11 protein-coding genes are annotated in these 13,772 nt (G+C 63.0%); 2 read left to right on the forward strand and 9 right to left on the reverse strand.

Going from position 1 to position 13,772, the window contains the following annotated elements; all coding sequences use genetic code 11:
* Positions 1 to 85: 85 nt before the first annotated feature.
* From BLR85_RS09205 to BLR85_RS09225, 5 genes are all read right to left on the reverse strand, one after another.
* Positions 86 to 1,105 carry an amidohydrolase family protein gene (locus tag BLR85_RS09205; RefSeq protein ID WP_212635048.1) on the reverse strand — a complete coding sequence of 340 codons (1,020 nt, stop codon included), beginning with the start codon at positions 1,103 to 1,105 and terminating at the stop codon, positions 86 to 88.
* A gap of 6 nt (positions 1,106 to 1,111) precedes the next feature.
* Positions 1,112 to 1,687: a YbhB/YbcL family Raf kinase inhibitor-like protein gene (locus BLR85_RS09210; protein ID WP_093154227.1), complete on the reverse strand. Its 576-nt coding sequence runs from the start codon at positions 1,685 to 1,687 to the stop codon at positions 1,112 to 1,114.
* Between the two features lie 49 nt (positions 1,688 to 1,736).
* Positions 1,737 to 2,903 carry a M24 family metallopeptidase gene (locus BLR85_RS09215; RefSeq protein WP_093154231.1) on the reverse strand — a complete coding sequence of 389 codons (1,167 nt, stop codon included), beginning with the start codon at positions 2,901 to 2,903 and terminating at the stop codon, positions 1,737 to 1,739.
* A complete protein-coding gene (locus tag BLR85_RS09220) occupies positions 2,900 to 3,544 on the reverse strand; it encodes an NAD(P)-dependent oxidoreductase (RefSeq protein ID WP_093154234.1) in 645 nt (214 codons plus the stop codon). The genes BLR85_RS09215 and BLR85_RS09220 overlap by 4 nt, the downstream gene beginning before the upstream one ends.
* A 290-nt stretch (positions 3,545 to 3,834) precedes the next feature.
* The gene (locus BLR85_RS09225; RefSeq protein WP_093154237.1) at positions 3,835 to 4,515 is read right to left on the reverse strand and encodes a TRAP transporter large permease subunit; all 681 of its coding nucleotides are present in this window, start codon (positions 4,513 to 4,515) and stop codon (positions 3,835 to 3,837) included.
* A gap of 20 nt (positions 4,516 to 4,535) precedes the next feature.
* Between BLR85_RS09225 and BLR85_RS09230 the strand changes: the two genes are divergently transcribed.
* Positions 4,536 to 5,216 (forward strand): IclR family transcriptional regulator, encoded by a 681-nt coding sequence (locus BLR85_RS09230; RefSeq protein ID WP_093154315.1) that lies wholly within the window; start codon positions 4,536 to 4,538, stop codon positions 5,214 to 5,216.
* Positions 5,217 to 5,459: 243 nt separating this feature from the next.
* Here the strand turns inward: BLR85_RS09230 and BLR85_RS09235 are convergent, their stop codons facing one another.
* The gene (locus tag BLR85_RS09235; protein WP_093154318.1) at positions 5,460 to 7,955 is read right to left on the reverse strand and encodes an arylsulfatase; all 2,496 of its coding nucleotides are present in this window, start codon (positions 7,953 to 7,955) and stop codon (positions 5,460 to 5,462) included.
* Positions 7,956 to 8,138: 183 nt separating this feature from the next.
* Between BLR85_RS09235 and BLR85_RS09240 the strand changes: the two genes are divergently transcribed.
* Positions 8,139 to 9,155 (forward strand): AraC family transcriptional regulator, encoded by a 1,017-nt coding sequence (locus BLR85_RS09240; RefSeq protein WP_093154240.1) that lies wholly within the window; start codon positions 8,139 to 8,141, stop codon positions 9,153 to 9,155.
* A gap of 106 nt (positions 9,156 to 9,261) precedes the next feature.
* On the opposite strand, the gene BLR85_RS09245 is transcribed toward BLR85_RS09240, so the two are convergent.
* The 3 genes from BLR85_RS09245 to BLR85_RS09255 all read right to left on the reverse strand — a co-directional run bounded on the left by BLR85_RS09245 (position 9,262) and on the right by BLR85_RS09255 (position 13,568).
* A complete protein-coding gene (locus BLR85_RS09245) occupies positions 9,262 to 10,314 on the reverse strand; it encodes an ABC transporter ATP-binding protein (protein WP_093154243.1) in 1,053 nt (350 codons plus the stop codon).
* Positions 10,315 to 10,323: 9 nt separating this feature from the next.
* Complete coding sequence (locus BLR85_RS09250) at positions 10,324 to 12,468, reverse strand: ABC transporter permease (protein ID WP_093154246.1); 2,145 nt, start codon at positions 12,466 to 12,468, stop codon at positions 10,324 to 10,326.
* A 68-nt stretch (positions 12,469 to 12,536) separates the two neighbouring features.
* Complete coding sequence (locus BLR85_RS09255) at positions 12,537 to 13,568, reverse strand: ABC transporter substrate-binding protein (protein WP_093154249.1); 1,032 nt, start codon at positions 13,566 to 13,568, stop codon at positions 12,537 to 12,539.
* Positions 13,569 to 13,772 lie beyond the last annotated feature (204 nt).

The raw sequence follows: 13,772 nt of genomic DNA on the forward strand, positions 1-13,772 counted from the left end.
GGGCGTCCATCCTGCGCTCCTGTCGCGGGCACCAGAACTCGGGCAAGATGGGCGAGCCCAGTGTCCCGCCCGGACATTGGATGGATCACAGGTTCATCAGCGCCACGGCATTGCCCCGGCAGACCTGGGCGCGCTCCGTGTCCTGAAGCGGCGCGGCCTCGATCCACTCACCGGCCTCGGCCGCGCGTTCAAACGGGTAGTCCACCGAGAACATCACCCGGTCCGACCCCAGCATGTCCAACGCACATCGCAACGTTGCATCCGAACACATTCCGGACGTGGTGACCCAGATATTTTCCCGGAAATAGTCCGACGGTTTCCGCGCAAGCCGCATCGCGCCCCGGTTGGAAATCTCCCACCGGCTGTCGAGCCGCCACATCAGGTATGGCAGGGTCTCGCCCAGATGCCCGAAGATCAGCTTTGCGCCGGGGTAACGGTCGAAAGTGCCGGCGAAGACCAGCCTGAGGGCGTGGGTTGCCGTCTCAACAGTCCATGACCAGACCGGTCCCCAGAGTTCCGGGTGCTGGTGATACATATGGACCTGTTCGGGCGGGTTGTTGGGGTGGATGTAGACCGGGACCTGCAGCGCCGACACCTGTTCCCAGAAGGGCGCGTAACGGTCGTCGTCGAGATAGGTGCCGCCGGTCTGGCCGTTGATCATCGCACCCTGCATGCCAAGCTGGGTAACGCAGCGCTCGAGCTCGTCCGCGGCGCTGGCAGGGTCCTGCATGGCAAGGTGTGCGAAGCCGCCATAGCGGTCGGGGCGTTTCGCCATCTCCGCCGCGAGGAAGTCATTCACCTCCCGGGCCAGACGGACGGCGGTTTCGGTACGTTTCTCGGCCTGAACACCGGGGCCGGCCAGCGACAGGATCGACTTTTCGACCCCGATGCTGTCCATCGCGCCCAGCCGCGCCTCGCCGAAATCCTCCAACGCCGCGCGGGCCTTGCCAAAGAGGTTCGGGCTGATATTCGGCGCCGTTGTCGCCCAGTAGTCGACGAAATCGGGATGCATGAAATGTTCTTCGAGAGCGATCTTGGGAGTGAGGTCCGGCATCTTGCTTTCCTTGGCTGCGGCGGTGGCGGATGTGTCGTTGGTGGCAGTCACTGGCCCTCAGCGCGCATAGCGCCCGACGAGGCTGGTGGCACCGAGTGCGTGACCTTCGAGCGCCGCAAGCAGACCGGCCTTGTCGAGGCCGGACTCCAGTGCGTCCGGTTCTAGGTCTGTCGCGATCAGGGTGAAGACGTAATGTTGCGGCCTGTTGCCAACGTCCGGGCACGGTCCGAACCAGACGGGCTTTCCGATACGGTTGGTCCCGTCGACATAGTTGCCGCCGGCCGGCGCGCCGCTGACCTCGCCTTCCCGGAAGCTACTGGAGGTTCCCGGAATTTCGCAGTCTAACCAGTGGGTTACCCAAAGGCCATGTGCGCCGGCGGAATCGTGGACGATGATGGCGTAGGAATTGGTTCCCTCGGGCGTATTGGACCATTCCAGCGGCGGCGAGACACCTTCGCCGTCGCAATTCCGGGGGCCACCCTTGGCGGCGTATTTCGCGGGCAGCATGTCGTGGTCGCTGAAAGCCGGTGAGCCGAGCTTCATGCCGCCTGCAGCCTGCGCCGTCCCTGCCGCTGCGACGACCAGCGCCGCTGTCGTCACCTTTGACAAAAGTTTTTTCTGTAATGATTTCATTGCTGTGTGTCATCCCTGATAATGAAGTGGCTTCCGAGGCCAAACCGCCTCAGAGTTCGAAAACCTTCTTCTCTGTCTTGTGAAGGCAATCGCTGACCCCATCGCCGGTGATCAGGTAGTTGTCGCAGATCACGGCAAAGACGCGACCGTCGTCGTAGCCGGGATGCACGGCAAGGCACATGTCCTCGGCGAGCGGCATCGTCTCGTCGCGGCGGATCAGCGGGCGCTCGACCATCTCGCAGCCCTGACCATGCGCGTAGAGCCGGGTCTCCAGCGGCAGGCCATGCGCTTCCATCCAGGCATCGTGCGCGGCGGCGATGGCGGCCGGTTCGGCGCCGGGTTTCATCAGCGACAGAGTGTGTTCCTGCGCCGCCTTCACGTTCTCGAAGGCCTTCAGAAGATGAGCGTCAGCCTTACCCAGCACCATGGTACGCGCGATTTCGAGGTAGAGACCACCGGGGCCGTTGATCTCGATCAGCAGGGACATGTGGTCGCCGGTAGCGATCTCGCGAGTCTGGAACGGGCGGTTGAGGAAGCGGGAGGGGGTACCCATCGGCGCCGAAAGGCCGAGATAGATACCCTGGTCCGAGCCGAGCCGGCGCCCCACCGCCTCGGCATGCGCGGCAACGTCGCGGTCGGTGATGCCGGGACGGATGAAATCGCAAACCTCGGCAAAGACCTTGTCCTGAAGAAGCGCGATCTCTCGGATGAGCGCGATCTCCTCCGCACTCTTCGGCGCCTTTGCAATGTCAAGCGCGTCTGTGGCGTCGACCATGTCGAACCCGGCCTCCAGCGCACGCATCAACCCATGCGGCAGCGCTTGCGGGCAGAGCGTTCCGACCCGGCGCGCGCCGCTGTCCCGCAGCGCGGCGATGACGAGTTCGCTGTCGTAGTCCACGGTGTAGCCGATGGAATGGAAGGACGGCGTGCCGAGCACCCGACCGACGCCTCGCGTGGCGGGGTAAGCCGGGTCGGTAGCGCGGTCGGTGCCGAAGGCGCCCATCTCCACCACGACCATCGGTCGGTCCGGAAAGAAGGTCACGGTGCGCGGGTAGCCGTTATTGGCGGGCACGTCGGTCAGCCAGCGGACATAGCCGACGATCCAGTCCTCGCGTGCCTGGTAGATCAGCGCGTCGATCCCGAGCGCTTCCATCACCCCGCGGGTCACGCTCCATCGCCGCTCCATCTCCGCGTTCGAGATCGGTGAATTGCTCATCGGTCCAGCCTTTCCTTGAGTGCCTTGACGCCGCCTTCCGCGTAGTCGACCATGTTCGCCGCAACGATGGGCAATGCCTGTTCGTGATAGACGTCCGCGAAACCGCCGATATGCGGGGTGACGATCAGGTTCGGCAGGTCCCAGACCGGGTCATCGGGGGCGAGCGGCGAATTGGCGAAAACGTCGAGCGCCGCTCCCGCGATCCGGTTCTCCCGCAGCGCATCTGCGAGCGCCGCCTCGTCGAGGCACCCGCCGCGGGCGATGTTGACCAGAACCGCCGTGGGCTTCATCGCCGCGATCACCGAGGAATCGACGATGTGATGCGTCGAGGGCGAATACGGCGTCAGCAACACCAGGAAATCGGCCTCGGCAGCCGCCGCCTCCAGACTGTCGCGGGGATAGACCTGATCGAAACCGGGCGCTTCGCTGCGCCCTCCGGAGACGCCTGTCAGGCGGCATCCGAAGGCTGCGAGCACGCCCGCCAGATGCTCGGCGATGGCACCGAGCCCGACGATACAGACCGTGCGCCCGGCGAGGATCGGCTGCGGCCAACGCTCCCAGCGGTGCGCTTTCTGGTTCTCCTGCATTGCCGGGAAGCGCCGGAGCGCCGCGAGCATGAGCAGAACCGCGAGTTCCGACATCTTGGGGGCCGTGGATGCCGTGGCAATTCGTGAGCGCGATGCCGTCGAGCCCCTTCAGGTTGTCGACCCCGGTCGTCAGCGCCTGGATCCATTCCAGGCGTGGCGTTGCCGCGATCAGCGCCGGGCTGAGATAGGGGGCGAGCCCGACGAGCACGGTTGCGTCCGCCGCGAGCGAGATGGCCTCCGCCTCAGTGAGGGCCGCGTGGAAGTCGAGCCCGGGAACCGCCTCCTTCAGGCGGGTGGCATAGTATTCAGGCTTGGAATCAAGGATCAGTACGGACATTTCGGCCTCAATACAGGACGGAGGGTAGCCACAGCGCCAGCGACGGGACGGCGAAGAGCACGATGATCAGGATGACCGGGGCGATCAGGAAAGGCAGGATGGCGCTGTAGAGCGTCCACATCCTGACTTCCGGCAACTGGGCGCGGATGATGAAGAGGTTCATACCGACGGGCGGCGTGATCAGCCCGAGTTCCACGAGAAGGGCGACCAGAACCCCGAACCAGATCGGATCGAAGCCGTAGCCGGCCACGATCGGCAGGAAGACCGGCACCGTGATCAGCACCATGCCCAGCCCTTCGAGAAAACAGCCAAGCACGATGTAAATCACCACGATGATCGACATCACGACCCAGGCCGATAGCTCTGCGCCCTGCGCCATGGCCAGCAGGTTATCCGGAAGGCGCGTCTGCACGATGAAATTCGAGAACAGCGTGGCGCCGACGATGATCATGAACAGCGCGCAGGAAACGAGAACGCTCGCCTGGATCGCGGAGACGAGGCGCGCGATCGACAGGGACCGTTTCAGTAAACCGAGGACGATCGCGCCGAAGGCACCGACGGAGGCCGCCTCGGTCGGGCTGAAAACGCCGGTATAGATCCCGCCGATGGTCAGCGCGAAGAGCAGAATGAGAACGGCGGTGAGAAAGTCGTCCACGGTAGCGGCGGGCTGCGCTGATCCTGCGGACATTGAAACAGAACCGGTCGGGGATGAGCCTCGGGCAGATTGCCGAGGCAGTGGGACTTCCACGTTCCACGGTGCAGCGGATCGTCGGTGCTCTGCAAACCGAGCGCCTTGTCATCGCCGGCCCGAACGGTGGTCGTTTCAGGCTGGGACCGGAACTGAGCACCCTCGCCTCGGCGGCGCATCACAGCATTGTCGAAAGCTGCCGGCTCTTCCTGACGGAACTGTCACAGGCAACAGGCGAGACGGCAGACCTCTCCGTTCTCCGCGGACCGGCGATGATTTTCCTCGATCAGGTCCCCGGAACGCATCGCTTGCGCACGGTCTCCGCGGTTGGCGACGCCTTTCCCCTGACGACAACGGCGAACGGGCGCGCTTGCCTGGCGCTTTTGCCGGAACAGCAGGCATGCGATCTCGCACGTGCGGAATGGAAAAGAACCGGCATGGAGGGCGACATGGACGCCTTGTTGGAATGCCTCCGAGATGTGCGGGAAACCGGCTTGGCCTATGATCTCGACGAGCACACGCCGGGGATCAGCGCTATCGGCATTGCCTTTCCCGACTGGTCCGGCGATCTGCACTCGATTTCCATTCCTATCCCTTCAAGCCGTTTCCCGGAGTCTCGGGAACAGGTCGAACGGGCACTGCGGCGAAGCATGAAGCACCTTGAAGGGTTGATTGAAGAAGGTCAGCCCGATCAGGAATGAACCGGATCTCGACTCGGGTTGTCTGACGTCAGCACCTACCGCACAGATTTAGGCGGTTGAGAAATGGAGGATTTCTGGTTCATCGAAACCATTGTGGAGCGAAGATGAACAGAACATCCGGAGCATCGAAGGACGCCGCTGACAAGCTGGTCAGACGCATCGAGCGCCAGGCCCGCAAACAGTATTCTGCCGAGGAAAAGATCAGGACCGGCCCGTCGCCTGATGCTCTCTCACAAGACGATCTCAGTCGCTCGCTTTTTGCACGGCGTCTTCGAGCTTCTTCTTGTCCGCCTCGCTCAGCTCCGGCCGGTCGATCTTGATCGTCAGTTTGTCCAGCTTTGCTGTCAGCGGGAAGGGCGGTTTGTAATCGTTATCGTCGACGCCCGTCAGAGTGTCCGAGCCCACATCAAACGCTTCGTCCCATTGCAGGATCGTCGGGATGGTGTGGTCCATCTTCTGGCTGGCGACCTCCTTGCCATCCACCTTCAGCGTGCCCGTGCCGCTTTGGCCCAACCCGCTCGGGCTACCAAAGGCGAGGGTTGCCGCGCCGAGCCCGTCATATCTGAAATCGAACTCGACCGTATGCTTGCCGGGGGCCAGCGCTTCCTTTCCTTCCCATTTGATCCGCTTCAGGTTCACCATGTTCCAGGTGAAGACCGGCTTGCTTTCGAGCAGGTAGAAACCATAGCCGGCAAACCGGCCGCCGGAGGTCAGGATCATTCCCTCGGCTCCGCCCTCGGGCACCTCGATCTCGGCGGTGATCGTGTAGGAGCTGTTGAGGAGGCTGGGCGAGTCGCCCTGCGGCACCCCCGTCATGGGTTTGGTGTACACGAACTCGTTCCGCCCTGCGGTGATGCTCGGGCGCGGTTTGGCGAGCCGCGTGGTCACGGAGGCATCCATCGGAAAGACCTGGTACTTCTTCGCCTCCTCGATGAACAAGGCTTTCAACTCCTTCACCTTGTCGGGGTGATCCTTGGCGATATCCGTCGACTGGTTCTTGTCCTTGCTCAGGTCGTAGAGCTGCAGGACCTGTTTGTTGAGCGGGTCGGGGTTGGGCGTACCGGGGGTTTCCCACGGCATCCGGTTGACCTCGGTGCTCAGCAGCCAGCCGTCGTGATAAAGCGCCCACTGGCCCATCATCTCGAAATACTGCGTCTTGTGGCGCGAGGGCACCTCGGCATTGGCCTTGTCGAAGGTATAGGCGAAGCTGGTGCCTTCGATGGGCGACTGCTGGATGCCGTCGACAGTCTCGGGTTGTTCAATCCCGGCCACCTCCAGGATCGTCGGCACGACGTCGATGACATGCATGAACTGGTCGCGCCGTCCCCCCTTGTCGGAGATGCCATTCGGCCAGGAGACCACCATGTTCTGGCGGATGCCGCCGAGGCGGTTGGCGTTCTGCTTGAAGTAGTCGAACGGCGTGTCGAAGGCCCAGGACCAGCCGGCGGACATGTGGTTGTAGGTCTCCTCGGTGCCCCAGACGTCATACCATTGCATCTGGGTCTCGGCCGGCATCTCGGCGATACCATTGAACCATGCCACTTCGTTGGGCGTTCCCATCGGCCCGCCCTCGGCGCTGGTGCCGTTGTCGCCGTTAATGTAGATGATCAGCGTATTGTCGAGCTCGCCGATGTCGTCGATCGCCTGCACGACCCGACCTATCTCGTGATCGTTATAAGCGGCATAGGCCGCGAAGACCTCGACCTGACGGATGAAGAGCTTCTTCTCGTCGTCGCTGAGTTGGTCCCAGGGCTTGAGCTTGTCAGCGGGCCAGGCGGCAAGTTTCGTGTCCTCGGGGACGAGACCCAGTTTCTTCTGGTTCTCGAAAATCGTCTGGCGCAATGCCTCGTAACCATCGTCGAAGAGCTTCATGCTCTCGATCTTCTCGACCCACTCCTTGGTCGGGTGGTGCGGCGCATGGGTGGCGCCGGGGGCATATTTGACGAAGAACGGCTTGGAGGAATCGACCTGGTGCAGGTCGGTGATCCAGTCGATGGCCTCGTCGGCCATGCCCGTGACCAGGTTCCACTCCGGATTGCCGGCGAACGGATAGATCTGCGTCGTGTTACGGAACAGGTTCGGCTGCCATTGGTTGGCATCGCCGCCGACGAAACCATAGAAATACTCGAAGCCGAGTCCGTTCGGCCATTGCTCGAAGGGGCCGGCCACACTGGCCTGGAAGGCGGGCACGTTGTGGTCCTTTCCGAACCAGGACGTGCTGTAGCCGTTCTCCAGCAGGATCCGGCCAATGGTCGCCTTGTCCCTGGTAATGATGGAATTGTAGCCCGGATAGGCCGTCGATTGCTCCGAAATCACGCCGAAGCCCACGGAATGGTGGTTGCGTCCTGTAATCAGCGCGGCACGGGTGGGCGAGCAGAGCGCCGTGGAATGGATGTTGGTGTAGCTCAGGCCCTCTTTTGCAAGCGCATCCATCGTTTCCGTCGGGATGACGCCGCCAAAGGTGCTGGGCACGCCGAAGCCCGCGTCATCGGTAATGATCAGCAGCACGTTCGGCGCATCTTCCGGCGGCACGATGCGCGGTGGCCACCATGGCGTGGACTTGTTCGCTTGTTCCTCGATCTTGCCGCCAAAGGCCATGGGCGGCGGCGGCAACTGCTTGCCGTCGAGCGTTATCGTTGAGGCGGGCGAGCCGGAAGTCTCGGCATGGCTTGGCGGCGGAGATTGCATCGCCACGCCAAGGCCCAAAATCAGGGCCAGAACAGCAAGTCTCTGTGTCATCTCGGTTTGCTCCAAACTGGAAACACCTTCCCCGGCCAAACGAGGTCCAAGTCCCACTTTCCGGGCCGTGTTCGCGGCGCCAGTGTGGCAGGTTGCCAATCCGGGAACTTGACATGAATCATTTTTGGCTGTCGGATTTGATTTTACCGGCCAAATTATGTGCTCCGCCGAAGAGGAGGCAGCATGTCTCGGAACATTCCCCTGATACGGGCCGCGTCGCTCATGCCAATGGTCAGGTGGCTGGTCGAACGGGGCCGGGACCCCGGACCGTTCCTGGAACGTGCTGGCATCGGCTGGGTTTGCCTCGACGATCCGCTTCTGCCAATCCCGCTAAGTGGACCGGTTCGTTTGCTGGTGGACATGGCGCGTGTCGAGGGGCCGGATGCGCCCTACCGGATTGCCAGGAAGCGGGGCGGGTTCGAAATTGGTTTCATCGGTGCCGCGGCCCTTCAGGGACCAACCGTCCGCGCGGGGTTTCGCAGGTTGTCGCGCCAGATGTCTGCCCATAGCACGCACGAGGTCTTCAGGGTCCGCACCGACGGGCCGGGACTGACCGTCACCGACGGCTGGACGGTGAATCTCGGCGACGACGAAACCCTGCATTTCGTTCAGCAATACGTGGCCGGCCTGGTGGATATGATCTGCAGTTCCGCCACGGGGACCGCCCCCAGCGTCGCGCAGATCGGCCTTGTTCCGCTTCCGCGAATGGGCGTGTCGCATCTGCGCTCGTGGCTCGGTGAGCGTGTCAGCGGACGCGACGACCGCTTGCTCGATATTTCAGTCGACAAGGCCGTGGCGGACATGGCCATGCCCGATGAGGTGCGCAAGTACGCCTCCGAGAAATCCCGTTTTCCGGCCCGGCCCCTGACAGAGGGAGACACTCTTGCAGACGACGTTGCCGCCCTTTTGTCGAGCATGCTGCCGCGAACGAAACCGACTGTCGAATCCGTTGCCGCGATCGCCGGAATGAGCGAACGGACCTTTCGGCGGTGCCTGCATGCCGAAGGCGTCAACTTTTCTGAAATCGTCGAGCGAACGCGCGCCAACACGGCACTTCGCCGGTTGCAGGCACCGGACCGGCCAGTGCTGAAGGACCTGGCAAGGGAGCTTGGCTACGCAAATCAGGAAACCCTTACGCGGGCAGTGCGGCGCTGGACCGGAAGCACACCGAGCGAAGTGCGAGCGAAAAGCAGGCAGTAGCGTTATGCCGGAGCAAATCGGCGAAGAGGGGGCTGCCCAACCTTCGCTGCGGAGCGCACGGACGCGCCGCCCGACATGGAACAAGTCGAGCGCCGGTCTGTGCCCTTCAGATCGAGACGATGCGGGCCGCCACCGGGTCGAAACCCACATGCACCGTGTCACCTTTTCGGAATGGGGTGGCGTCGGGCACCGTGACTGCAAAGATTTCTCCCAATGCGGTATCGAGCGTGTATTGAACCTGGTTGCCAAGATAGGCCGCGTAACTCACCTCGGCGGGCAGCGAGTCAGCGGACGCTTCGTGGCTCAGGCGCAACTGGTGTGGGCGCAGAACGAGGTTGGCCTGGCCGGTGGTCGAAAAAGCGGTGGGCAGCGTCAGGCGGCGGCCGTCGAACACGATATCCACTGTCTCGCCGGAACGGGCCACCTCGACCGGAAGCAGGTTCGCATCCCCGATGAAGTCGGCGATGAAGGCCGAGTTCGGGCGCTCGTAGAGGTCGGCCGGGGCGCCTTCCTGGGCGATTTCGGCGTTCTTCATCACGATAATGCGGTCGGAGACGGCCATGGCCTCTTCCTGGTCGTGGGTGACGTAGATCGCGGTGAGGTTCAGCCGCTGCTGGATTTCGCGGATCTCTTCGCGCACGTGCCGGCGCAGCTTGGCATCCAGGTTGGAGAGCGGCTCGTCGAGCAGCAACACCTCGGGTTCTAGAACGATCGCACGCGCCACGGCCACCCGTTGTTGCTGCCCGCCCGACAGCTCCGATGGCAAACGGTCGCCGAAGCCTTCAAGCCCGACCATCGCCAACCCTTCCTCGACCCGCGGGCGCAGCTCGCTCTTGGACACGCGCTTGACCGTCAGGCCGTAGCCGACATTTTCCGCAACCGTCATATGCGGAAACAGCGCGTAGGACTGAAACACCATCGACACCTTGCGATAGGTCGCTGACAGGTGGGTTACATCTTCATCGCCGATGAAAATGCGTCCCGACGTGGGCGACTCCAGCCCGGCGACGAGCCTCAGCGTGGTCGTCTTGCCGCAGCCTGAGGGCCCTAGCAGCGTGACCAGCGTACCGGGAGCGATATCGAGGTCGAGCGGCTTCAGGGCGACGACGTCGTCGAAATGCTTCGTGACGCCTTCAAAACGGACGGATCCCTTGGTCATGGGGCTCTCCTAGTGGGCTTCGACGCGGTCGGCGCGGCGCAGGGTGCGTCGGCCGATCACGAGTTGCATGGCGATGATGACGGTGAGCATCGTGACGATCAGCACCGAGGCATAGGCGATGGCGATGCCGTACTCGCCGTTTTCCACCCGACCGACGATGAAGCTCGTGGCCATGTTGTGACGGGCGGAGACGAGGAAGATCACCGCCGAGACGGATGTGATCGCACGCACGAAACTGTAGGTCAGCGCGGCGAGGATGGCAGGGCCCATCAGCGGCAGGATCACCCGGCGCAGCGTTGTCGCGGAGTTCGCGCCGAGCATGATCGAGGCCTCGTCGAGCGACTTGTCCAGTTGGCTCATCGCGGCGATGCCGCCGCGCACGCCAACCGGCATGTTGCGGAAGATGAACACGATGATGAGGATGAGGCCAGTGCCAGTAAGCTCGATCGGCGGGAAGTTGAACGCCATGATATAAGCCACGCCGATCACGGTGCCGGGGATGGCGAAGGAGAGCATGGTCGAGAACTCGAAGGCGTTCTTGCCGGTGAATTTCTGACGCACGAGCAGGTATGCCGTGGCCAGTCCCACCGCTGCCGTGAGCGGGGCCGCGATGGCCGAGATCGTCAGGGTCGTGAAATAGCTGTCCCACGCCGCCCCGGTGAAATGGACCCCGTTACGCACCACGATCTTGAAGCCGCGCAGGTAGTGCTCGAACGTAAAGGTGTGATCATATCCCCAGAGCTTCACGAAGGAGCCGAACAGGATCAGCGCGTAGAGCACCATGGTGAAGAACGCCCATGGCAGCGCCACGAGATAGGCGGTCCATCTCAACACCGGGTTCAGCGCAGCATGACGGCCGGAATCGCCCTTGCCGGTGACAGTGGCGTAATTCTTCTTGCCCACCCAGAAGCGCTGCGCGAGGAAGGCCGAAAGGGTGAAGGTCAGCAGCGTGATGGACAGGATCGCGGCCTGCGCCGGGTCGGCGATCGTGCCGACAATGGCGAAATAGATCTCCGTCGAGAGCACGTTGAAATTGCCCCCCAGCACCAGCGGGTTGCCGAAATCGGCAATCGACTCGATGAAACCGAGCAGGAAGGCATTTGCGAGACCGGGGCGCATCAGCGGGAATGAGATGTATCGGAAGGTCTGCCAGCGGTTGGCGTCGAGCGTCTGGCTGGCTTCCTCCATCGACGGGCTGACCCCTTCCACCACGCCGATCAGCACGAGGAAGGCGATGGGCGTGAAGGAAAGCATCTGGGCCAGCCAGACGCCGTGAAACCCGTAGAGCCAGCGGGTCTTTTCCCAACCGAAGGCCCAGGAGAAGAACTCGGTAATGGTGCCGGCGCGGCCGAACAGAAGGATCAGCGCGAGGCCGATGACAAAGGGCGGGGTGATGATCGGCAGTACGGTGAGGACACGCAGGAGTTTCTTCGCCCTGAAGTCGGTCCGGGTGAAGATCAGTGCGAACATCAGGCCCATGAAAGTGGTGCCCGCGGCGGTCGAAAGACCGAGCAGGAACGAGTTGACGGCCGGTCCGCAACTGCCGCCGCCGGTGATGCAGCCGATGCCCCAGATGGTCGAAGAGAAAAACCGCGGCAGGAATTCGCTGAAACCGAGGCCCGCGCCGCCCTTCAGCTCGAAGGCCCGCACGAGGATGAAGGTGAGCGGGAAGAACACGAAGATCGCCACCAGCGCGACGATCGCACCAACGAGGCCGGTGACGAAAGCGTCGCCCCGTCCCTTGCCGAGCCCGGAAACTCCGGTCGTGGCGATGAACAGGAGGGCTGACGCCGTCACGAAGGCGCCGGCCCCGATGCCCGGGTTGTCTGCTTCCCAGAGTCCGAAGCGTGTGCCGATGAGGAGCGCTTGCCCCATCAGCAGCGCGAGACCGGCGGTGCCGGAGGCGAAGAGCCCGCGCGCCATTGCAAGCTGGGTGCGTGCGAGCCCCAGCGAGAGCGCCGCTCCAACGAAGCCGAGAACGGGTAGCCAGAGCCAAGGTTTGTCGTGCAAGGCCGCGCCGAGCGCCGACGCGTTCGTTCCCGACATGTCGGTGAGCCATCCGAACCGCCAGAACCCGTTTTGCGTCAGGTACCAGGGCAGCAGGGCCCAGCCAATCACGCCTACCACCAGCCAGAACACCGCAACGCGTTTCATGCCACCGCTCCCCCAATGGAGCCAGCCCCGCGCATGGCGGGGCCGGTCATTTCATGCTTGTTGGAAGATCACTCTTCGACGACGCCGCCGGCGCCTTTCACTTCCGCTTCCCAGCGGTCGAGCAGGCGCGCGCGGGTGTCAGACGCGCCATATGTGGCAAAGTCGTAGTCGATGAGTTTCACGGCCGCCATGTCGGGGGCGTCCGGATCGGTCGAGGCATCGGGGTTCGACGGGATGTTGTACACGCCGACTTCAAGCCCGGCCGATTGTGCGGGGGCCGAAATCACGTATTCGACCCACTTCTTGGCGGAGTCCATGTTGGGCGTGCCGTTGATGATCGACACGGCCCCGACCTCGTATCCGGTGCCTTCGCAGGGCGCGACGATTTCCACCGGGAAGCCCTGTTTCTTGAGGTTCACCATGTCATGCATGAAACCGATGCCGATGGTGTTTTCACCGCGCGCGGTGGCCTTGCCCGGGGCCGAGCCCGACTTGGTATACTGGTTCACGTTCTTGCCGATCTCGGCGAGAAGCTTGAAGCCCTCGTCTTCGCCAAACAGCTGAACAAGCGTGGCAAGCTCGGTATAGGCGGTGCCCGACGATTTCGGGTTCGCCACCTGGATCTCGCCTTCGTATTCGGGCTTGGCAAGGTCGCGCCAGCAGGCGGGCGGCTCGAGGCCTTTTTCGGCCAGTACCTCGGTGTTGTAGATCATGCCGAGCAGGCCGACATGAACGCCGACGGCCTTGCCGCCCGACATCTCGGTCATGCTCTGCGACCAGCCGAGCTGGCCGGACACATCGACGCCCGAGGGCACGGTCAGGTCTTCGGAAGCCGCAATCAAGTGGGGATCGCCCGTACCGCCCCACCAGACATCGACCTTCGGGTTGCCGGCTTCGGCGCGGATCTGCGCCAGCGTTTCGCCGGTCGACTTGCGCACGATGGCAACGTCGATACCGGTTTCGATCTCGAAATTCTGGGCCATCAGATCGCACCAGGCCTGTTCGTTCGAGCAGACCACATTGAGCGATTGGGCCATGGCTGCCGAGGCGCCGAGGCCGGCGGTCAGTACCACAGCGCCGAGTGTGAGTGTCTTTTTCATGGAATCCTCCCAGACTTGCCGCGCAGTCCTCCACCGCGCGATCGGGGACAAGTCTGGCATCAAGCCGGACACCAAGCGAGCGATGTGAGCGCAATCATCGCGAATTCTAGCAGCTTTTTGATGAACAATGTTACAAACCGGGACCAAGGGGATGACGATCCCCCCAACCTCGGCGCATGTTGACGACAGTATCGTCGAGCGCAT

It is taken from the genome of Aliiruegeria lutimaris (assembly GCF_900099935.1).
Classification (GTDB): Bacteria; Pseudomonadota; Alphaproteobacteria; order Rhodobacterales; family Rhodobacteraceae; genus Tropicimonas; species Tropicimonas lutimaris.